Source organism: Streptomyces collinus Tu 365, assembly GCF_000444875.1.
Lineage (GTDB): Bacteria > Actinomycetota > Actinomycetes > Streptomycetales > Streptomycetaceae > Streptomyces > Streptomyces collinus_A.
On the sequence record NC_021985.1, the window covers coordinates 2228045 to 2247025 of the forward strand.

At 74.6% G+C, this 18981-nt stretch carries 21 protein-coding genes; 6 read left to right on the forward strand and 15 right to left on the reverse strand.

What is annotated here, in order from left to right; genetic code table 11:
- Positions 1–75: 75 nt before the first annotated feature.
- From B446_RS09435 to B446_RS09460, 6 genes are all read right to left on the reverse strand, one after another.
- Entirely contained in the window at positions 76–1125 is a 1050-nt protein-coding gene (locus B446_RS09435; RefSeq protein WP_020939194.1) for a zinc-dependent alcohol dehydrogenase family protein, read from the reverse strand.
- 189 nt (positions 1126–1314) lie between these two features.
- Positions 1315–2025, reverse strand: a complete 711-nt coding sequence (locus B446_RS09440; RefSeq protein ID WP_020939195.1) for a VIT1/CCC1 transporter family protein — start codon at positions 2023–2025, stop codon at positions 1315–1317.
- 55 nt (positions 2026–2080) lie between these two features.
- A complete protein-coding gene (locus B446_RS09445; RefSeq protein WP_020939196.1) occupies positions 2081–3307 on the reverse strand; it encodes an amidohydrolase family protein in 1227 nt (408 codons plus the stop codon).
- Positions 3304–4587: an amidohydrolase family protein gene (locus tag B446_RS09450; RefSeq protein WP_043477938.1), complete on the reverse strand. Its 1284-nt coding sequence runs from the start codon at positions 4585–4587 to the stop codon at positions 3304–3306. The genes B446_RS09445 and B446_RS09450 overlap by 4 nt, the downstream gene beginning before the upstream one ends.
- Positions 4588–4599: 12 nt before the next feature.
- The gene (locus tag B446_RS09455) at positions 4600–5484 is read right to left on the reverse strand and encodes an SDR family NAD(P)-dependent oxidoreductase (RefSeq protein WP_020939198.1); all 885 of its coding nucleotides are present in this window, start codon (positions 5482–5484) and stop codon (positions 4600–4602) included.
- The gene (locus tag B446_RS09460; RefSeq protein ID WP_020939199.1) at positions 5484–6281 is read right to left on the reverse strand and encodes an acetoacetate decarboxylase family protein; all 798 of its coding nucleotides are present in this window, start codon (positions 6279–6281) and stop codon (positions 5484–5486) included. The genes B446_RS09455 and B446_RS09460 overlap by 1 nt, the downstream gene beginning before the upstream one ends.
- Positions 6282–6570: 289 nt before the next feature.
- Between B446_RS09460 and B446_RS09465 the strand changes: the two genes are divergently transcribed.
- The 4 genes from B446_RS09465 to B446_RS09480 all read left to right on the forward strand — a co-directional run bounded on the left by B446_RS09465 (position 6571) and on the right by B446_RS09480 (position 9747).
- Positions 6571–7551 carry a DEDDh family exonuclease gene (locus B446_RS09465; protein WP_043475178.1) on the forward strand — a complete coding sequence of 327 codons (981 nt, stop codon included), beginning with the start codon at positions 6571–6573 and terminating at the stop codon, positions 7549–7551.
- Between the two features lie 96 nt (positions 7552–7647).
- Positions 7648–7881 (forward strand): hypothetical protein, encoded by a 234-nt coding sequence (locus B446_RS09470; protein WP_020939201.1) that lies wholly within the window; start codon positions 7648–7650, stop codon positions 7879–7881.
- Between the two features lie 49 nt (positions 7882–7930).
- Entirely contained in the window at positions 7931–8725 is a 795-nt protein-coding gene (locus B446_RS09475; protein WP_020939202.1) for an SURF1 family protein, read from the forward strand.
- A gap of 266 nt (positions 8726–8991) precedes the next feature.
- Positions 8992–9747 carry an SDR family oxidoreductase gene (locus B446_RS09480; protein ID WP_020939203.1) on the forward strand — a complete coding sequence of 252 codons (756 nt, stop codon included), beginning with the start codon at positions 8992–8994 and terminating at the stop codon, positions 9745–9747.
- Positions 9748–10016: 269 nt separating this feature from the next.
- Here B446_RS09480 and amaP read toward each other — a convergent pair whose 3' ends face one another.
- From amaP to B446_RS09505, 5 genes are all read right to left on the reverse strand, one after another.
- A complete protein-coding gene (gene amaP / locus B446_RS09485) occupies positions 10017–10607 on the reverse strand; it encodes an alkaline shock response membrane anchor protein AmaP (protein WP_106960556.1) in 591 nt (196 codons plus the stop codon).
- Complete coding sequence (locus B446_RS09490) at positions 10604–11242, reverse strand: DUF6286 domain-containing protein (protein WP_020939205.1); 639 nt, start codon at positions 11240–11242, stop codon at positions 10604–10606. The genes amaP and B446_RS09490 overlap by 4 nt, the downstream gene beginning before the upstream one ends.
- Positions 11239–11622: a hypothetical protein gene (locus B446_RS09495; RefSeq protein WP_020939206.1), complete on the reverse strand. Its 384-nt coding sequence runs from the start codon at positions 11620–11622 to the stop codon at positions 11239–11241. The genes B446_RS09490 and B446_RS09495 overlap by 4 nt, the downstream gene beginning before the upstream one ends.
- Entirely contained in the window at positions 11619–11813 is a 195-nt protein-coding gene (locus B446_RS09500) for a hypothetical protein (protein WP_020939207.1), read from the reverse strand. Before B446_RS09500 ends, B446_RS09495 begins: the two co-directional genes overlap by 4 nt.
- Positions 11814–11895: 82 nt before the next feature.
- Entirely contained in the window at positions 11896–12375 is a 480-nt protein-coding gene (locus B446_RS09505) for an Asp23/Gls24 family envelope stress response protein (protein ID WP_043475184.1), read from the reverse strand.
- Between the two features lie 117 nt (positions 12376–12492).
- Here B446_RS09505 and B446_RS09510 point away from each other — a divergent pair, with 117 nt between their 5' ends.
- Positions 12493–13233 carry a hypothetical protein gene (locus tag B446_RS09510; protein ID WP_020939209.1) on the forward strand — a complete coding sequence of 247 codons (741 nt, stop codon included), beginning with the start codon at positions 12493–12495 and terminating at the stop codon, positions 13231–13233.
- Between the two features lie 258 nt (positions 13234–13491).
- Here the strand turns inward: B446_RS09510 and B446_RS09515 are convergent, their stop codons facing one another.
- The 3 genes from B446_RS09515 to B446_RS09525 form a co-directional block, all read right to left on the reverse strand.
- Positions 13492–14295 (reverse strand): enoyl-CoA hydratase/isomerase family protein, encoded by an 804-nt coding sequence (locus tag B446_RS09515; RefSeq protein WP_020939210.1) that lies wholly within the window; start codon positions 14293–14295, stop codon positions 13492–13494.
- A 159-nt stretch (positions 14296–14454) separates the two neighbouring features.
- Positions 14455–14676 (reverse strand): helix-turn-helix domain-containing protein, encoded by a 222-nt coding sequence (locus B446_RS09520; RefSeq protein WP_004002281.1) that lies wholly within the window; start codon positions 14674–14676, stop codon positions 14455–14457.
- A 359-nt stretch (positions 14677–15035) separates the two neighbouring features.
- Entirely contained in the window at positions 15036–16634 is a 1599-nt protein-coding gene (locus B446_RS09525) for an ABC-F family ATP-binding cassette domain-containing protein (protein ID WP_020939211.1), read from the reverse strand.
- Between the two features lie 259 nt (positions 16635–16893).
- Here B446_RS09525 and B446_RS09530 point away from each other — a divergent pair, with 259 nt between their 5' ends.
- Positions 16894–17304, forward strand: coding sequence for a VOC family protein (locus tag B446_RS09530; RefSeq protein WP_020939212.1), 411 nt, complete (start codon positions 16894–16896; stop codon positions 17302–17304).
- Between the two features lie 25 nt (positions 17305–17329).
- Here the strand turns inward: B446_RS09530 and B446_RS09535 are convergent, their stop codons facing one another.
- Complete coding sequence (locus B446_RS09535) at positions 17330–18736, reverse strand: hypothetical protein (protein ID WP_193384440.1); 1407 nt, start codon at positions 18734–18736, stop codon at positions 17330–17332.
- Positions 18737–18981: the final 245 nt, after the last annotated feature.

The window sequence follows — 18981 nt, forward strand, 5'->3', positions numbered from 1 at the left end:
CTTCGCCCTGCCGGAAGGCGGCCTCACGCGCCGTGGGGCCGCCGTCCGCCTGGGACTGAACGCGCCGGGCGGACGTCAGCGGGCGTCGGTCACGAGCACCTTGAGCGCGGTGCGTTCGTCCATCGCCTTGTAGCCGTCCGGGACGCCCTCCACGCCGACGGTCATGTCGAAGACCGGCGAGGGGTCGATGGTGCCGTCGAGGACGTCGGGCAGCAGCTGGGGGATGTAGGCGCGGACCGGCGCGACCCCGCCGCGCAGGGCGATGTTCCGGTCGAACATGACGCCGAGGTCGAGGCCGGTGCCGCTGCCGTGGGGCACGCCCACGAAGCCGATGGCGCCGCCGTCGCGGGTGATGTTCACGGCCGTGCGCATGGACTGCTCGGTGCCGACCGCCTCCACGACGGCGTGCGCGCCCTGGCCGTGGGTGAGCTCGCGGACGGCCTCGACGGCCGCCTCGCCGCGCTCGGCGACGACGTCGGTGGCGCCGAAGCGGCGCGCGATGTCGGTGCGGACCTCGTGCCGGCCCAGCGCGATGATCCGCTCGGCGCCCAGCCGCTTGGCGGCCAGCACCGCGCACAGGCCGACCGCGCCGTCGCCGACGACGGCGACCGTGGCCCCGGGGCGCGCACCCGCGCCGAGGGCGGCGTGGTGGCCGGTGCCGAGGACGTCGGAGAGGGTCAGCAGGGCGGACAGCAGGTGGTCGTCGGAGGCCGCCTCCTTGGGCAGCCCGACGAGGGTGCCGTCGGCGAACGGCACGCGCACGGCCTCGCCCTGCCCGCCGTCGTAGCCGACGGCGCCCCAGAAGCCGCCGTGCTCGCAGGAGGTCGTCAGGCCCTCGCGGCAGTAGTCGCAGACGCCGTCGGACCACATGAAGGGCGCGACCACCAGGTCGCCGCGCCGCACGCCTGCCACCTCGGAGCCGGTCTCCTCGACGACGCCGAGGAACTCGTGCCCGATGCGCTGGCCCGGCTGCCGGGCCGCCTCACCGCGGTAGGCCCACAGGTCGCTGCCGCAGATGCAGGAGCGCAGCACCCGCACCACGGCGTCGGTGGGCAGCTGCACCACGGGGTCGGGCACGTCCTCCACGCGCATGTCGTACGGGGCGTGAATGGTGGTGGCGCGCATGGCGAGGGTCCTTCTCGTGCGGGGAGAACTGCGACGCGCCCAGGGGGTGGTCGGGCGCACTTCACGGTACGCCGCGGCGTTCCCCGGCCGCTCATCGAGGTGCCCGGTGACGGCGGCGGCAGCCCGGCGCGCGCTGCGACCCGGTCGCACCGGCAGTCTCCGGTTGCGGCGGCGGCAGCCCCGCGCGGCTCAGACCCCGGCCGCTCCCAGCAGCCTCCCGGTGACGTAGGTGACCAGCATCGCGAGCGCGCCGCCCAGGACGTTGCGCAGCACCGCGCGCCGGGGGTCGGCCGCTCCGAGCCGGGCGCTGCTCCAGCCGGTGAGGACGAGCGCGGCCAGCACGGACACCACGGTGACCGGGAGCCGCCAGGCGGCCGGGGGCAGCACGATGGCCAGCAGGGGCAGCAGCGCGCCCACGGTGAAGGCCAGGAAGCTGGCCCAGGCCGCGTGCCAGGGGTTGGTCAGGTCGTCCGGGTCGATGCCGAGCTCCACGCGCGCGTGCGCCCGGAGCGCGTCCCGCGCGGTGAGCTGTTCGGCGGCCTCCCGGGCCACCTCCCGGGACAGGCCGCGCACCCGCAGCATCTCGGTCAGCTCCTCCAGCTCGGCCTCGGGCTGCTCGCGCAGCTCCCGTTTCTCCACGGCCAGCGCGGCCATCTCGGAGTCGCGCTGGGTGGACACCGAGACGTACTCGCCCGCCGCCATGGACATCGAGCCGGCGAGCAGCCCCGCGAGGCCGGCGGTGAGCAGGGCGGCCCGGTTCTCGGTGGCGCCGGCCACGCCGACGACCAGGCCCGCGGTGGAGACGATGCCGTCGTTGGCGCCCAGCACGGCCGCGCGCAGCCAGTTCAGCCGGGTGCCGAGCGCGCCCGCGTGGGCCTCGTCGTGGGTGGGTTCCGTCACAGGACGGAGGATCGCATCCCGGGCGCCGGACCGGTGGCACCGGCGCCCCGGGCGTTCACCACACCCGTACCGACGCCCCCCGGGCGAACAGCGGGCTCGTCGCGTCGGCCGGCGGCTCGTGCAGCGGCTCGGCGATCTCGGCCACGGTCGGGCCCACCCGGGCCGCTATCGGGTCCAGCAGGCCGAGGTCGAAGCCGTAGACGCGGGCCGCGTTGCCGCCGAGCAGGGCCGTCAGCTCCGCGCGCGGGACGTCGGCGCAGGCGTAGCGCAGGCCCTCGCGGGTGTACGGGTAGGTGCCTTCGTCGTGCGGGTAGTCGCTGCCCCACATGATCCTGTCGACGCCGATGCGGTCGCGCAGCGGGACCTCGTGCGGGCGCATGAAGCTGGCGCCGACGTAGCAGTGGTCGTGCCAGACCGCGGAGGGCGGCCGGCCCGTGCCGGCGGCGAGGCCGGCGCCGAACCTGGCCTCGGCGGTGCCGCTGCCGGAGGCGGCCGCGACGAGGCGGCCGTGGTAGTAGTCCAGCATGTCGAGGACCCCGGGGATCCAGCCGGAGCCCTGCTCGGTGAGGACCAGGCGCAGTCCCGGGTGGCGGCGGAAGGCGCCGCCGAAGACGAGGTGCCACAGCGCGCGGTGGGAGAACCAGGTCGTCTCGACCATGAAGACCGCGCGGGCGGCGGGTTCGTCGCCGAGCGGCGGTGAGGCGGAGCCCGCGTGGTGGTTGACGGGGACGCCGAGTTCCGCGCAGGCGGCCCAGATCGGGTCGTAGGCGCGCGAGTACAGCTCGGGCAGTCCGCAGCCGGGTGGGGTGCCGGGCAGCATCAGCCCGCCCCTGAGGCCGGCCGCGGCGGCCCGGCGGATCTCCCGGACGGCTTCGTCGACGTCCCCGAGGAGGATCTGGAAGACGCCCGCGCGGCGGCCGGGCGCGGCGGCGCAGAAGTCGGCGAGCCAGCGGTTGTGGGCGCGCAGTCCGGCCCAGCGGCGTTCGAATTCCTCGGCGGTGGCCGGCGGGGCCATGAGGGAGCTCGACGGGAAGAAGGGCGGGATGGTGTTGGGGAAGACGACCTCGGCGACGATGCCGTCGGACTCCAGCTCGGCGAGGCGCCGTTCGGAGTTCCAGTTCCGGTCGGCGGAGTCGGCGAGCAGGTCCTCGTGGGGGTTGACGTAGGTGGCCGCCCAGTCGTCGAAGTCGTCGTGGTACCGCTTGTCCAGGTACGGCCGGTAGTCCAGCAGGTCGGCCCCGGCGTGGCAGTCGGCGGAGATCACCGTGTAGCGGTCGCTCATCGGGTCGCCCCCAGCACCGGGAAGTCGTGGCCGGTCAGCCAGTGCCGGCCGGTCTCGCGCGAGCGCGCCCAGGACGCCTCCACGGCGCTCTGGTCGGCGGGCTGCCCGAGGTCGGCGGGGGTGGGGCCGATGCGCCGGGCCAGCGGGGCGAGGGCGGCCGGGTCGAAGCCGAAGACCTCGGCCGCCGCGAGGCCGAGCATCCGGCGGGTCTCGGTCACCGGGATGTCGTGGAAGGTGCGCCGGAGCCAGCCGCGGGTGTCGGGCCAGGTGCCCTCGGGGTGCGGGAAGTCGCTGCCCCAGAGGATGTTGTCGACGCCGATCTCGTAGCGCTGGGCCAGTTCGCGCCGCTTGGTGTTGGTGGCGCACACGAAGACCTGCCGGTCGAGGTACTCGTGCGGCGGGCGGCTCAGTTCCCGGAACGGGGAGAGCTTCTTGCCGCCGTGCGCGCCGAGGTAGAGGCGGTCCATGAACCACAGCAGGTTCGGCAGCCACCAGCAGCCCGACTCCGCGATGCCGAACCGCAGTCCGGGGTGGCGTTCGAGGACGCCGGACCAGAGCAGGAACCACAGCGGCCTGGCGGGCCACCAGGTCACCTCGCTCACGTAGATGCCGAGGTGGTCGCCGTACTCCTCGCGCGGGGCCGCCCCCGAGTGGGTGAGCACGGGCATGCCGCACGCGGCGGCGGCCGCCCACACCGGGTCGTAGCGGCGGTCGTGGTACGGCTCCCGGGCGCCCCACATGGCGGGGATCATCAGGGCGCGCAGCCCGGACTCCCGGGCCCGGTGGATCTCGGCGACGACCTGGTCGACGGGGGCCGTGACGGGCAGCAGGGCGACCCCGCAGTGCCGTTCGGGGCAGGCGGAGACGAAGTCGGCGAGCCAGCGGTTGTGCGCCCGGGCGCCCGCCATGCCGAGCGCGGGGTCGTGGTCGCCGGACAGGCCGAGGCCGACGCCGAAGGGCGCGGCGGTGCGGCTGTCCACGGCGTCGGCGTCCGGGAAGACGACCTCGGCGGCCACCCCGTCCCCGTCGAGTTCCTTCAGGCGTCGCGCGCTGTCCCAGCCGCCGCGCAGTCCCTCCTCGTGGTCGTGGAACCACCGGTCGGCGAACGCCTCGTTCCGGATGCCGAGCCGGGTCATCTCCTCGCGGCGCCGGTCGCGGCCCGCGAGGAACTCGTCGAAGTCGCGGTGGAAGCGTGACTCCAGGTAGGGCCGGTACCGCTCGGTGGGCGGTCCGGCGTGGCAGTCGGAGGAGATGATCAGGTACGGGTCACGGTCGGCCACCACGACCCCCTCTCAGTCCAGGATGAAGCGCTCGAGGTACGACGGGGCGGCGCGCTCCAGCATCGAGCGCGCCCGCGCGCGGATCCGGGCGTCGCTGTGCTCGCTCGCCGGCAGCAGCCAGAACCGGTCGGCCCGGACGCCGTCCACGACCAGGTCCGCGACCTCCTCGGCGGGGGTGAAGCGGACCTCGTGGCCGGCCGCGCGCATGGCGGCCTCCCACTGGTCGAGGCTGCGGTACGGCGTCCTGCGGGGGCGCTGCTTGGCGTAGCGGTCGGGGCGGTTGCGGTGCGACTCCCACAGGCCGGTGCGCAGCATGTGCGGCCCGGGGAAGAGCACGGAGGCGCCCACGCGCGCGTGCTCGGCGCGCAGATGGGCGTACAGGGACTCGGTCATCGTGACGACGGCGGCCTTGGTGACCGCGTAGACGGAGGCGGTCGGCAGGGGTGCGATGCCGCCGTCGCCGGAGGAGGTGTTGACGACGTGGCCGGGCTGCCCGGAGCCGATCATCCGGGGCAGGAACGCCTGGATGCCGTGGAAGACGCCCCAGACGTTGACGGCGAAGGCCCACCGCCAGTCGTTGGGGTCGTGCTCCCACATCCGGCCCTCGGCGCCCGAGCCGACCCCGGCGTTGTTGCACAGGACGTGCACGGCGCCGTAGGTGCCGTACGCCGACTCGGCCAGGGCCACGACCTGTTCGCGCACGCCGACGTCGGTCACGCGCGCGTGCACCTCGGCTCCCCGTGCGCGCAGCCCGGCGGCGGCCTTCTCCAGCGCGGCCTCCTCGACGTCGGCGAGGACGACCTTCAGTCCCTCGGCGGCGAACCGCGCGGCCAGGGCGAGGCCGATGCCGCTCGCGGCGCCGGTGACGACGGCGACCTGTCCCGGGCGCAGGTCCATCACGTGCTCCTCTCGGGCGGTGCGTCGTGGGCCTGGAGCGGGTCGTCGTAGCGCTGGTGGACGTACGGCAGCAGGGCCCGGGCGTCGACCCGTTCGGCGACCCGGCCGCTCTGGTCGCTGGTCCGCTCGCCGGCGGTGATCTCCCGCAGGCGCAGCACCGGGAGGTCGGCGACGGGGTCGAAGGCGGACTCGCGCAGGACCACGTCGCCGGTGATCCGCTCCAGCCGGCGCACCCGTTCGTGCCGTACGCAGTGCACCAGGACGGGGTCGCCGTCGAAGCCGCGGCCGTCCACCGCGGGGAGGAACTTGAAGTAGAAGTCGGTCCTGCTCGACGGCTCCGGCAGGGGCAGCGCGCCGCTCACCGTGCCGCGCACCTCGACGAAGGCGATGCCGTGCCGTTCCAGCGCCGCCCGTACGGCGGGGCCTTCGCGCTCGACGGTCACCCGGCCGAGCTTCTTGGGCTCCCCGAAGACCTCGCGGCCGCCGGTGAGGGCGCGCTCGTGGGTCATCGGCATCACCAGCGGGTACCAGCCGTCGACCGCGCCGTGGGCGGCGGCGACCGCGACGGAGCCCGCGCCGAGCGGGTACCCCGGGAGCGCGACCTCGCTGACGCTCACGCGGACGAGCGGGCTGCCGGTGGGCGTCAGGGGTGGCGGCAGCACGGCCGCGACCGCGTCGGGGTCGGTCTCCCAGAGGGCGGTGACGCCGGTGGACCAGACGTCCGGGAGCCGGGCGGCCGCCGTGCGGGTGGCGGCGGTCTCCTCTTCGGTTCGTGCGCCGTACCGTACGCGTGCCATGCGCCGTACCGCCCTTCTCCCGACGTCCCCGGCGCCTCCGCCGTTTCTGACGGACCGTCATCTGTCACACAGTTACCGCAGCCGGCGAGCAGGGTGAAGAGACGTGCACGGACCGATCGGCGCGCGGCTCCGACCGGCCCCGTCACTCACCAAAGGGACATGACGGACTTTCCACAACTCGTCGGACACGTACGCGCGTACGGCCGCCGAGCGGCCGGGCGGGCGCGCGGAGGCGGCGCACGCCCCTGGGATACGGAACTGTCGGTGGTGGCCCGTATCCTCAGTGACCATGCTCGAAGACCGTGCGACCGCAGTGTCCTCCCCCACCCTGTGGCCGGCCGCGTATCCGCAGGGATACGCGGTCGTTGACGTGGAGACCACCGGCCTGGCCCGGGACGACCGGATCATCTCGGCGGCCGTCTACCGGCTGGACGCGCGCGGCGTGGTCGAGGACCACTGGTACACCCTGGTCAATCCGGAGCGCGATCCGGGGCCCGTGTGGATACACGGCCTGACGAGCGAGGTGCTGGAGGGGGCGCCCCTCTTCGCGGACGTGGCCGAGGAGTTCGCCGCCCGGCTGGACGGCCGGGTCCTGGTCGCGCACAACGCGGTCTTCGACTGGCAGATGATCGCCCGCGAGTACGCGCGCGCCCGGCGTGAGGCGCCGGTGCGCCAGCGGCTGTGCACCATCGCGCTGTCCAAGGAGCTGGGACTGCCGCTGCCCAACTTCAAGCTGGAGTCGCTGGCGGCGCACTACGGGGTGGTCCAGCAACGGGCGCACCACGCGCTGGACGACGCGCGCGTGCTGGCCGAGGCGTTCCGGCCCAGCCTGCGGGCCGCGGCGGCGGGTGGCGTCCGGCTGCCGCTGCTGGAGTGCCGGCCGCTGACGGAGTGGTCGGACACACCCCGGATCGGCCGGCAGGCGAGCGGCGGGTACGGCGGCCAGTCGAGCTGGCGCCCCTCACGGAAGCGGCCCGCCTGCCCTTACCCCAACCCGGGCCGCTACGAGGACGGCAAACGCCTCCGGCAGGGCATGCGGGTGGCGTTCTCCGGGGACACCTCCACCGAGCGCGAACTGCTGGAGGACCGGGCGACCGAGGCCGGGCTGCACGTGGCGACCAGCCTGTCGCGGCTGACCAGCCTGCTGGTGACCAACGACCCCGAGTCGGGCACCTCCAAGGTGGTCAAAGCGCGGCAGTTCGGCACGCCGGTCGTCGACGAGGCCGCGTTCGGGCAGCTGCTGCGTGACGTGGAGCCCGCCGACGGGTGACGGCGACCACCGGGCCGACCGTACGGACGGGTGATTCCCCGCGACTCGCCCCGCGCCCGCTCGCCCGGGGATCGGCGACGGCTCACCCTGTGGCGCATGGCGAGATGCGAAGTTTGCGGCAATGACTACGGAATGACCTTCGAGGTCCACGCCCAGGGCGCAGTCCACGTGTTCGACTGCTTCTCCTGCGCGATCCACCGCATGGCCCCCATCTGCGAGCACTGCCGGGTGCAGATCATCGGGCAGGGCGTCGAGGTGGAGGGCCACTGGTACTGCGGCGCCCACTGCGCCCGGGCGGAGGGCCGGACGGGGGTGGTGGACCGGGTGTGACGCGGTACCCGGCGCACGGCACCCCACGGCCCGGAGGTAACGTCGTGGGGTGCACCGCTACCGCTTCCTGCTGTCCCGCCAGTGGGTGATCCTCACCCTCGTCGCGATCGCGCTGATCCCGGCGATGATAAGGCTCGGCTTCTGGCAGCAGCACCGGTACGAGGAGCGCACCGCGCGCAACGACCTGGTCTCCGGCGCGCTGCACGCGAAGCCGGTCCCCGTGGAGCGGCTCACCTCCCCCGGCCACGCCGTCAGCCGCACCGAGCGGTACCGCACGGTCACCGCGACCGGCACCTTCGACACCGCCCGGGAGGTCGTGGTCCGGCGCCGGACCAGCGCCGACGGCGAGGTCGGCTTCCACGTGCTGACCCCGTTCGTCCTCCCGGACAAGACGGTGCTGCTGGTCAACCGGGGCTGGATCCCCGCGAACGGCGCGCAGACCGACTTCCCCAAGGTCCCCGCGCCGCCCGCCGGCCGCACCACCGTCAGCGGACGGCTGATGGCCGACGAGACCACCGCCGCGAGCGGCATCAAGAACGTCAAGGGCCTGCCGGACCGGCAGATCATGCTGATCAACAGCGCGGAGGAGGCACGGCGGCTCGGCGCCCGGGTGCTCGGCGGGTACGTCGAGCAGACGGCCCCCGCCGCCAGGGGCGGCTCCCCGGAGCAGATCTCCGACCCCGGCAGCGAGGACGCGCCACTGAACTACGCGTACATGCTCCAGTGGTGGCTGTTCGCCGCGGCGGTCCCGGTGGGCTGGTGGTTCCTGGTCCGGCGTGAGCTGCGGGACCGCGAGGAGGCCGCGGCCGAGCGCGACCCGGAGGAGCAGCCGGCCGCCGTGTGACGGCCCGCCCGGAACCTCGCTCCCCCGGCGCACCCCCTGCTGGTTCTGGCCGGCCGACGCCCCGCACCTGACCGGCCGCACGGCTCAGGCCCGGGAGCTGTTCGAGCGGGCCGGTGTCCCTCACCGACGACGTGGGGCTGCCGGCCGGGGAGTACGACCCGGTGAGCGGCGGCCGGGCGGGCGACTTCCCGCAGGCGTTCAGCCGCATCGGGCTGGGTCGACACCGCCCTCGCCCTCCTCGGGGGCGAACGGGCAGGATAGGGACCATGGATCTTGGACTGAAGGACCGGGTGTACGTCGTCACCGGAGCCACCCGGGGACTGGGCAACGCGGTCGCGCGGGAGCTCGTCGCCGACGGCGCGAAAGTGGTCATCACCGGCCGGGACGAGAAGCGGGTCGCCGACGCGGCGGCCGAACTGGGCCCGAACGCGGCCGGGGTGGCCGTGGACAACGCCGAGGCGGGGGCCGCCGAGCGGCTCGTCGCGGCCGCCCGGGAGCGCTTCGGCGGCTTCCACGGCGTCCTGGTGAGCGTCGGCGGCCCGGCCCCCGGGTTTCTCGCGGACAACACCGACGAGCAGTGGCGGGACGCCTTCGAGTCGGTGTTCCTCGGCGCGGTGCGGCTCGCCCGCGCGGCCGCGGCCGAGCTGGAGGACGGCGGGGTCATCGGGTTCGTGCTGTCCGGGTCGGTGCACGAGCCGATCCCGGGGCTGACGATCTCCAACGGGCTGCGGCCCGGGCTCGCCGGGTTCGCCAAGTCGATCGCGGACGAGCTGGGACCGCGCGGCATCCGGGTCGTGGGGCTGCTGCCGGCCCGCATCGACACCGACCGCGTGCGCGAGCTGGACGGGCTGTCCGCCGACCCCGAGGCCACCCGGGCCGCCAACGAGTCCCGGATCCCGCTGCGCCGGTACGGCAGGCCCGAGGAGTTCGGGCGGGTCGGGGCGTTCCTGTTGTCCCCGGCGGCCTCCTACCTCACCGGGATCATGGTGCCGGTGGACGGCGGGATGCGGCACGGCTTCTGAGGGACCGCCAGGGGGCCGGTCGGGCGCCGGTCGGGCCGGAGACGGGTCCCTGGCGGGCGCCGGTCATGTGCTGGTCGAGCGCCGGTCGGGCCGGAGACGGGTCCCGGGCCGCCGCCGGTCAGGCCCAGGGTCCCGATCGGGCGCCGGTCCGGCCCGAAACGGGTCCCCTCGGCCGGGCGCCGATCAGTGCCGATCAGGCCCGAGACCGGTTCCGGCGGGCGCCGGGCCAGATGCCGATCAGGCCCGAGACGGGTCCCGGGCGGCGTTGGTCAGGTGACCCGCTCCGCTCGGTGCCCGATCGCGCCCAGGCGTACCTCGGCCGGCAGTGCCGCCAGGCCCGCCGACTCCCGGGCGTGCGCCAGGGCCTGGCCGGTGAAGGCGGTCAGCGCCGCCGCGGGGTCCACCGCCGGGTCCAGGCGGAGCCGGGCGCTCACCGCCGGTGCCGTACGACGGCCCGTCAGCAGGATGCCGCTGCCGGCCACGCCCTGCTGGCGGGCCGCGTCCGCGGCGATCGCGGCCTCCAGGGCCTTGCCGCGCAGCACGGCGCCCTCGCCGTCGCCGGTGTCGACCACGATCTCGGCCGGACGGCGCCGCCGCAGGATCGCCACGAGCCACCACAGGGCGAGCAGCACGAGCACGGCCAGCACGGCGATGACCGTCGGCCACCACCAGTCAGCGTCCTGCCAGTGGGTGCGCTCGGCCCTGCTGAGCAGGACGTCGTGCGGCCCCGAGTGGAGCCACCAACGGGGCGGGCGCACGCCCAGGCCCACGGCCAGCACCGAACCGCCCAGGGCCAGCAGGACCAGCCCCACGATCGCGGTCACCACCCGGTTCACACCGCCCCGGTGCACCCGCCTCACCCCTTCCGTCCGGCCCGGCGGACCCGCACCGACAGCGCGGGGACCCGGCTCAGCCCGAGCCCGCCGACCGCGGCGCCGAGCACGGTGTCCAGGTCGGCGCGCACCTCGTCGAGGTCGCGGAAGTGCGACAGCGCGCGCACGGCGGCCCGCCGGCGGCGCAGCCGCACCCGTACCGACCGCACACCGGAGACCTCCATGGCCCGGTCGCGCAGCACCTGCGCGGCCGCCTCCCGCCGCAGTCCGGCGCGTACGTCGGGGTGCGGGCGCCGCATCGGCAGCAGGCCCCGCAGCCCGGGCGTGACGGCGAGCACGAACAGCCACAGGCCGAGGGCGGCGGCCACGCCCGCCCCGGTCAGCACCCAGACGTCGTCCAGGGGCCGTTCGGCGAGCTGCCGGGCCAGTGCCCGGCGCCACCGCATCGCGGGCCGGTCGGCCCGGACGGCGACCACGTCGTACAGGAGGAGCGCCGAGCCGGCCAGCAGGAGTACGGCCACGATGCCGGCCGGGACGCGGCGCGCCGACCAGAAGCGGCCGCTGCTCCTCGGCGGCGGGGCCGGGGAGCCGTCGGGAGGACCGGCCGCGTCGAGGACGGGCGGTCCGGCCGTGCCGGCCCCGGGAGGTCCGGTCTCGCTCATGTGATCCTCCCGTGGGGCGCGCCGGGCGCCGGTGCCGGGTGCAGCCGCTCGACTTGGACGGCGACCTCGGGCACCTGGAGATCCAGCAGGGTGCCCACCCGCTCCACCACCCGGCGGCGCACGGCGGCGCAGCGGGCGCCGATGTCACCCGGGTAGCCCAGCTCCAGATGGACGCGGACCCGGGCCGTTTCGTGCTGCACGACCACGGTGGCGTGCGGGGCCGCCGCACCGGCGGGCAGCGGGGCCAGCGCCTCGCGCGCCGCCTGCGCGGCGATCTTCGCGACGACCCGGTCGGCGATCCTGAGGGCGCCCCGCTCGGCGGGCGGCACCACGGTCAGGGGCGGGCGCGCCGTGCCGGTCTGCGCGCTCACGGCGGTCACCGCCGCCGGTCGCGCCGGTCGTCGCGGAGGCGGAAGAAGTCGCCGAGTTCCAGGTCGCCGTCCAGGAACCGGCCGGCGACGAAGCCGACGGCACCCAGCGCGGCGACCAGCAGGAAGGCCCCGAACCCGCCGAACCAGCCGGCGAAGCCCAGCGCCATCCCGGCGATCATGCCGACCACGGCCATGCTCATGCAGCGCTCCTCAGCTGGTCAGGGATGTGGATAGGGGTGCGGATGGGGGTGCGGACGAGGGTGCGGGTGCCGACACCGGTGCTCACTGGATGCGGGGCGGCTGGAGCTCCTCCTCTTCCTCCTCCTCGGGAAGCTTGACGTCGCTCACCGCGATGTTGACCTCGACCACCTCGAGTCCGGTCATGCGCTCCACGGCGGCGACCACGTTCTCCCGCACCGCGCGAGCCACCTCGCCGATCGACACGCCGTAGTCCACGACGATCTCCAGGTCGATCGCCGTCTGCACCTCGCCGACCTCGGCCTTCACGCCCCGGGTCACGGACCTCGTCGAGCCGCCCGGCACCCGGTCGCGCACGGCGCCGAAGGTGCGGGCCAGCCCGCTGCCCATGGCGTGGACGCCGACCACGTCCCGTGCCGCGAGACCGGCGATCTTCTCGACCACGCCGTCGGCGATGGTCGTCCTTCCCCGGGTCGCCGGGTCGCCGCCGCCCCGTCGGGTGGGCTTGCGGGTGGACACCTGGGGCTCGTTGTCACCGTCTGGGGTCGTCGTCATATCGGTCATCGCCGTACGTCCCTTTCGGTCGTCTTCCTGCGACCACCGTAAGCAAGGATGCGCGGTCGCGCGCCGGGGATGCGGCAGATGCGCGGTCGCGCGCCGGGGATGCGGCAGGCTGGAGGAATGACGGCGGACGGTTGGACACAGGGTGTCAGGCACCAGCTGGCGCTGGGCAGGCTGCTGCCGCTCGGCGGACCGCGTGACGGCGCGTGGATCGCCGAGGGGGCGGCCGCGGCGGTGCTGGCCGGCGCCGCGGCGGGCCTGCCCGGGGTACGGCTGGGCGCGCTGCGGATCGCGTCGGCCGATCCCGACGACGTCCACGAACCGGTGGTGGCGCCGCCGCCGGGCGCCCTGGCGCCCGGGTCCCTCCGGGTGACGGCGGACTTCGCGGCAGACGCCGCCGAGCCGCTGCCGGAGGCGGCCGCGCGGCTGCGCCTGGTGCTGGCGGCGGCCGCTGCGGAACGCCTCGGCCTCGCCGTCACGGAGGTGGACCTGCGGGTGACGGACCTGCTGGAGACGGACGCGCCGCGGCCGGCGGACGCGCGGCCGGGGGCGGCCCGGACCGCGTGGCGGCCCCAGGCGGCCCGGGAGGCGGCGGAGCCGGACGAGGCCCGGGTGGTCGCGGCCGCGCTCGCGGTGCCCGGGGTGGCGCGGCTGACCGGCTCGCTCGGCGGACTCGGCCGCGCGGTGCGCATCGAACGGAGCACCGTCGGCACGTCGCTGCCCCGGCGGCAGGTGCGCGTGGAACTGGCGACGGGCGCGGGGCACCGGGCCGTGGACGTGGCCCGTCTGGTGCGGATCGCGGTCCGCGACGCCTTCGACGATCACCCGGCGGTGACGGTCCTGGTCACCGGCGTGGAATGACCGCCCACCGGGGCGCCACCCTGGCTGGGGCGCCACCACCCGCTGAGGGGCCACCCTCGCCGGGAGCGTCACCGCGGGAGGGGGCCACCGCCGGCGGGGGACCACCGCTGGGGGTCATCACCGCCAGCAATCCCCGCCGCCGGGTACCTCACCGGGCCCGGGACGGCTGTGACGGACCCGGCACAGCTGTCCCCGGGCGGGGACGGCTGTCACCGGGGCCCGGCACGGCTGTCACCGGGCCCGGGACGGGTCAGCGGCTCATTCGCCGGTGCCGGCCAGGTCCCGCAGTCGTCGGGCCTGGGCGGCGCGCTCGGCGGCCCGCTGCTCGTCGTAGGTGCGGCCGGCCGCACCCCGCAGCAGCGCCTTCGTCTCCACGACCGCGTCCCGCGGCGCGGCGAGCAGCGCGGCGGACAGGTCCCGCACGGCGCCGTCGAGTTCCCCGCCGGGCACCGCCAGGTTGGCCAGCCCGGACGCCACCGCCTCCTCGGCGCCGACGAACCGTCCGGTCACACAGATCTCGAGCGCGCGGGCGTACCCGACCAGGTTGACCAGCGGATGCGTGCCGGTCAGGTCGGGAACGATGCCGAGGGCGGTCTCGCGCATGGCGAACTGCACGTCGTCGGCGACGACCCGCAGGTCGCAGGCGAGCGCGAGCTGGAACCCGGCACCGATGGCATGCCCCTGGACAGCGGCGACGGACACGATGTCGTTGCGCCGCCACCAGGTGAACGCCTCCTGGAACTCGGCGATGGACGCGTCGAGCCCGGCGTCGTCACGGCGCGCGAGATCGGTGAAGGTCGGCTCGCCCGGAATCCCCTCCAGGGTGAACATCTGCCGGTCCAGCCCGGCGGAGAAGGATTTGCCCTCGCCGCGCAGCACCACGACACGGACGGAGCCCGGCAGCAGCCGGCCGGCCTCGGCGAGCGCCCGCCACAGGGCCGGGCTCTGCGCGTTGCGCTTGGCCGGGTTGGTCAGCGTCACCGTGGCGAGCGCGTCGTCGACGGTGAGCCGTACGCCGTCCTTGTCGAGTACAGGAGCGAGGTCCTGGTCGGGCGAAGCCATGGGGCGCCTCCGGTGGGTGCAGTCGTCGCGCATGCCGACGGCATGCCAAGTGACTGCACAGTAACCACCCGGCCGATCAAGGGGCACCCCCGGGCCCGTCAGGACCCTGGGGAAGGACCGGCCGGATGGTCACCATCGAAGACGGTGGGCCGCCCGGAGTCAGGACGATGCGGCCTTCTTGCCCCGGGTCGCTCCGCCACGCCCACGGAGCGTGACGCCCGACTCGCTGAGCATCCGGTGTACGAAGCCATACGAGCGGCCGGTCTCTTCGGCCAGCGCCCGGATGCTCGCACCGGAGTCGTACTTCTTCTTCAGGTCTGCCGCGAGCTTGTCGCGCGCGGCGCCGGTCACCCGGCTGCCCTTCTTCAGAGTCTCGGCCACCCGTGCCTCCTCATGGGAAGTGCGCTCTGGTCTCCTCATGATCACCCCTCCGGGGCGGGATGGCCACCCATTCGGCAAGGTCCGTGAGACATCGTTGTGACGACAGGAGCGCTTCCCCACATCCGGAATCAGGGATTCCGCCATGGCGTGCACGGCGGTTCGGACGGTCGGATTCACGAAGTGCCAGGTCAGCGAAGCGCGGCGGCCGATCCCCGGGCAGAGAGGGGATCGGCCGCGAAATCGGTGTACGACACACCTCGATACGAGGAGATCTCACACAGATGGTGGATCACGACTAGGCCGAATGATCCATACGCAGTGGATCAGTCCTCGATCGGGCCGTCCCGGTCACTCCCGGTTCACGCCAGGGCGACCAGATCCGCGTAGTCGGAGCCCCACAGGTCCTCGACGCCGTCCGGCAGCAGGATGATCCGCTCCGGCTGGAGCGCCTCGACGGCGCCCTCGTCGTGGGTGACGAGCACGACGGCGCCCTTGTAGGTGCGCAGCGCGCCGAGGATCTCCTCGCGGCTGGCGGGGTCGAGGTTGTTGGTCGGCTCGTCGAGGAGCAGGACGTTCGCGGCGGAGACGACCAGCGTGGCCAGGGCGAGACGGGTCTTCTCGCCGCCGGACAGGACGCCGGCCGGCTTGTCGACGTCGTCCCCGGAGAACAGGAACGAGCCCAGCACCTTGCGGACCTCCACGAGGTCCATGTCGGGGGCGGCCGAGCGCATGTTCTCCAGGACCGTGCGCTCGGGGTCCAGGGTCTCGTGCTCCTGGGCGTAGTAGCCGAGCTTGAGGCCGTGGCCGGGGACGACCTCGCCGGTGTCGGGCCGCTCCACACCGCCGAGCAGGCGCAGCAGGGTGGTCTTGCCGGCGCCGTTGAGGCCGAGGATGACGACCCGGGAGCCCTTGTCGATGGCCAGGTCGACGTCGGTGAAGATCTCCAGCGAGCCGTAGGACTTCGACAGGCCCTCCGCCATCAGCGGGGTCTTGCCGCAGGGCGCGGGCTCGGGGAAGCGGAGCTTGGCGACCTTGTCGGACTGGCGGACCGCCTCCAGGCCGGAGAGCAGCTTGTCGGCGCGGCGCGCCATGTTCTGCGCGGCGACCGTCTTGGTGGCCTTGGCGCGCATCTTGTCGGCCTGCGAGTGCAGGGCGGCGGCCTTCTTCTCGGCGTTGGCGCGCTCCCGCTTGCGGCGCTTCTCGTCGGCCTCGCGCTGCTGCTGGTAGAGCTTCCAGCCCATGTTGTAGACGTCGATCTGGGACCGGTTGGCGTCCAGGTAGAACACCTTGTTGACGACCGTCTCGACCAGGTCGACGTCGTGGGAGATCACGATGAAGCCGCCGCGGTAGGTCTTCAGGTAGTCGCGCAGCCAGATGATCGAGTCCGCGTCGAGGTGGTTGGTCGGCTCGTCGAGCAGCAGTGTGTCGGCGTCCGAGAAGAGGATGCGGGCCAGCTCGATACGCCGGCGCTGACCGCCGGAGAGCGTGTGCAGGGGCTGGCCGAGCACGCGGTCGGGCAGGTTGAGCGCGGCGGCGATGGTCGCGGCCTCGGCCTCGGCGGCGTAGCCCCCCTTGGTGAGGAACTCGGTCTCCTGGCGCTCGTACTGCTTCATGGCCTTGTCGCGGGTGGCGCCCTTGCCGTTGGCGATGCGCTGCTCGTTGTCGCGCATCTTGCGGATCAGCACGTCGAGGCCGCGGGCGGACAGCACGCGGTCACGGGCGAGGACGTCGAGGTCGCCGGTGCGGGGGTCCTGCGGCAGGTAGCCGACCTCGCCGGAGCGGGTGACGGTGCCGCCGGCCGGGATGCCCTCGCCGGCGAGGACCTTGGTCAGGGTGGTCTTGCCCGCGCCGTTGCGGCCGACGAGGCCGATGCGGTCGCCCTTGGCGACGCGGAAGGTGGCGTTCTCGATGAGGACGCGCGCACCGGCGCGCAGCTCGATACCGGAGGCGGAGATCACGGACAGACTCCAGGACGTACGTGGGAGGCGGGTGGGCGGCTGAGGACGTTCCCGCCGTCTAATGCGCGAGGAGAATGGCCATGGAGGCAATTCTAACGGGGCCGTGCAAGCGGTTTTTCTACGTGCGCGTGTTCGGGCCGCGGCGCGGGGCGCCGTCGGTGGCGGCTGCGAGACTCGGGACCGGGGGGCGGGGTACGGCAGGACAGGGCACGACCAGCGCACGACCAGGGCAGGACCGACGCACCGAGGAGTGATCGGCATGGCAGGCACCGGCGGACGGCCGAGCATCTACCCGACGCTGCTGTACGCGGACGCCAGGGCGGCGATCAGGCAGCTCACCGAGGCCTTCGGGTTCACCGAGCTGTCGGTGTACGAGGCGCAGGACGGCACGGTGATGCACGCCGAGCTGGTCCAGGGCAGGGGCGCGGTGATGGTCGGCTCCAGGGGCCGCGGCGGCCTGTTCGACTCGGCGATGGGGAACGCGGGACCGGCGGGGGTGTACGTCGTCGTGGACGACGTCGACGCCCATCACGAGCGGGCCGTGGAGCACGGGGCGGAGATCCTGATGCCCCCGACGGACCAGGACTACGGCTCGCGGGACTACCTGGCCCGGGACGCCGAGGGCAACATCTGGAGCTTCGGCACGTACGCCCCCGAGATCGGCTGCTGAGCGGCCCGCTTCCGCCGCGTGCCGGCTATCCCCCGGTGTGCACTTGGAACGCGGCCCGGCGCACGGCCTTGGCGAGGGCCGGGTCCGGGTGGGCGGCGGCGAGCGCGACCAGGACCTGCACGGTGCGCGGGTGGCCGACGGCGCGGACCTCGTCCAGCAGCACGGGGACGGTGGGCTGCACCGCGGCCTCCAGGTGCCGTACCAGCATCGTCGTCTCTCCGTGGTCGGCGACGGCGGCCGCGGTGTCGACCCACAGCCAGGTGGCCTCCTCGCGGGTCAGGACCTCGTGGGCGTCCTCCGGGTCGACCCCGTCGTGCTCGGCCAGCCACAGCAGGGCGTACGGCCGCAGCGCCGGGTCGTCCACGACGGACCGTACGTCGGGTTCGGCGGGGGCGCCGACGACGCGCAGCGCCTCGAAGGCGAGGCCGCGCAGCAGGGCGTCCTCGCCGCGGGCGGCGGCGAGCAGTTCGGTGACGGCGCTGCCGACGGGCCGGGCGGCCAGCCAGGCGCGGTACTCGGCGCGGGCGGCGTTGGGCCGCAGCTGGGCGCAGCCGCGGAGCATGTCCTCGGCGGACTGCTCGATGTTCCCGGCGGGGCTCTGGGCGGCCACGCAGATCTGCTCCAGCTTGACCCAGACCGCCCAGCTGCCCAGCGGGGTGAGCGTGGCCTGGTTGTCGCCGCAGGTCAGGGCGCCGACGGAGGCGAGGGCGCGCAGGGCCCAGTCGAGCAGCGGCGGCAGCGGGGTGTCCCCGGGCGCCGGCTCGGCGCGCCCCGCGGACTCGGCGGAGCCGGGCTCGTAGGAGACCTCGCAGCGCTCGGTGCGCAGTTCGGTGACCCGCTGCCGGAGCAGGTCGAGGAGCTGCTCGACCGGGACGGGGCCGGCGGAGAGCTGGAGGAAGGAGAGCACCTGCGGCATGGCCGAGACGACCTCGGCGACGGCGGCCGGCTCGTGGTCCGCGGGTTCCGGGCAGGCGAGCGACCAGGCGTCGAAGAGGGCCACCCAGCCGCGCAGCACGGCGCTGTCGTCGCGGTCCCAGGCGCGCAGCCGCCAGCCGGGGCGCGCGCTGTCCCCGTGCACCTCGACCAGTCCGGCGAGGCGGGCGGTGTCCCACTCCGCGCGGACCTGCGTGACGCTGAGGCCGAGTTCGGCGGCGGCGCGCTCGGCGGTGGCGTCGGAGAGGGTGGCCTTGCCGTCGGCCGTGGCGGCGTCGCTTCCCGGGCCGAGGGCGGTGTCGGCCCAGCGGGCCACCCGGACCGCGCCGGCCAGTCCGGTGCGCGCCATTCTGGCCAGTTCCGCGGGCGCGGGAGTGCCCTCCGGCGGCCGGGGCGCGGGGCGGCGCGGGCGCCGCTGGTTCACAGCTGTGGGGGCGGCGGCCAGGGGTCGCGGTCGGACGAGTCGAAGCCTGGAGTCGCGCGGGATACGGGACGTCACGGGTGCAGTCTTCCGGTTGACGGTCCGAAAACCCAAACGGAATGTCACGGGGGGCGACGGGGCTGGCCAACGCACCGGGTCCGATGCCGGGTGAACGGTCCCGATCAGGCCAGTGGTACGCCCCTAAACGGAACCCCTGGAACCGGGGCTTCCGACTCGTTCCGCGGCGCGTACCGCCGCGGGTTCCGCGCCGGCTCCCGCGACGCGCGTGGGAGAGCCGGAAGCGGAGCCGGAAGCCGCCGGGC

Excerpts from the sequence above, each read along its gene's own strand:
- B446_RS09435 (WP_020939194.1), bottom strand. The coding sequence starts at position 1,125 with ATGCGCGCCACCACCATTCACGCCCCGTACGACATGCGCGTGGAGGAC.
- B446_RS09445 (WP_020939196.1), bottom strand. The coding sequence starts at position 3,307 with ATGAGCGACCGCTACACGGTGATCTCCGCCGACTGCCACGCCGGGGCC.
- B446_RS09455 (WP_020939198.1), bottom strand. The coding sequence starts at position 5,484 with ATGGACCTGCGCCCGGGACAGGTCGCCGTCGTCACCGGCGCCGCGAGC.
- B446_RS09460 (WP_020939199.1), bottom strand. The coding sequence starts at position 6,281 with ATGGCACGCGTACGGTACGGCGCACGAACCGAAGAGGAGACCGCCGCC.
- B446_RS09465 (WP_043475178.1), top strand. The coding sequence starts at position 6,571 with ATGCTCGAAGACCGTGCGACCGCAGTGTCCTCCCCCACCCTGTGGCCG.
- B446_RS09470 (WP_020939201.1), top strand. The coding sequence starts at position 7,648 with ATGGCGAGATGCGAAGTTTGCGGCAATGACTACGGAATGACCTTCGAG.
- B446_RS09480 (WP_020939203.1), top strand. The coding sequence starts at position 8,992 with ATGGATCTTGGACTGAAGGACCGGGTGTACGTCGTCACCGGAGCCACC.
- B446_RS09490 (WP_020939205.1), bottom strand. The coding sequence starts at position 11,242 with ATGAGCGAGACCGGACCTCCCGGGGCCGGCACGGCCGGACCGCCCGTC.
- B446_RS09500 (WP_020939207.1), bottom strand. The coding sequence starts at position 11,813 with ATGAGCATGGCCGTGGTCGGCATGATCGCCGGGATGGCGCTGGGCTTC.
- B446_RS09505 (WP_043475184.1), bottom strand. The coding sequence starts at position 12,375 with ATGACCGATATGACGACGACCCCAGACGGTGACAACGAGCCCCAGGTG.
- B446_RS09510 (WP_020939209.1), top strand. The coding sequence starts at position 12,493 with ATGACGGCGGACGGTTGGACACAGGGTGTCAGGCACCAGCTGGCGCTG.
- B446_RS09515 (WP_020939210.1), bottom strand. The coding sequence starts at position 14,295 with ATGGCTTCGCCCGACCAGGACCTCGCTCCTGTACTCGACAAGGACGGC.
- B446_RS09530 (WP_020939212.1), top strand. The coding sequence starts at position 16,894 with ATGGCAGGCACCGGCGGACGGCCGAGCATCTACCCGACGCTGCTGTAC.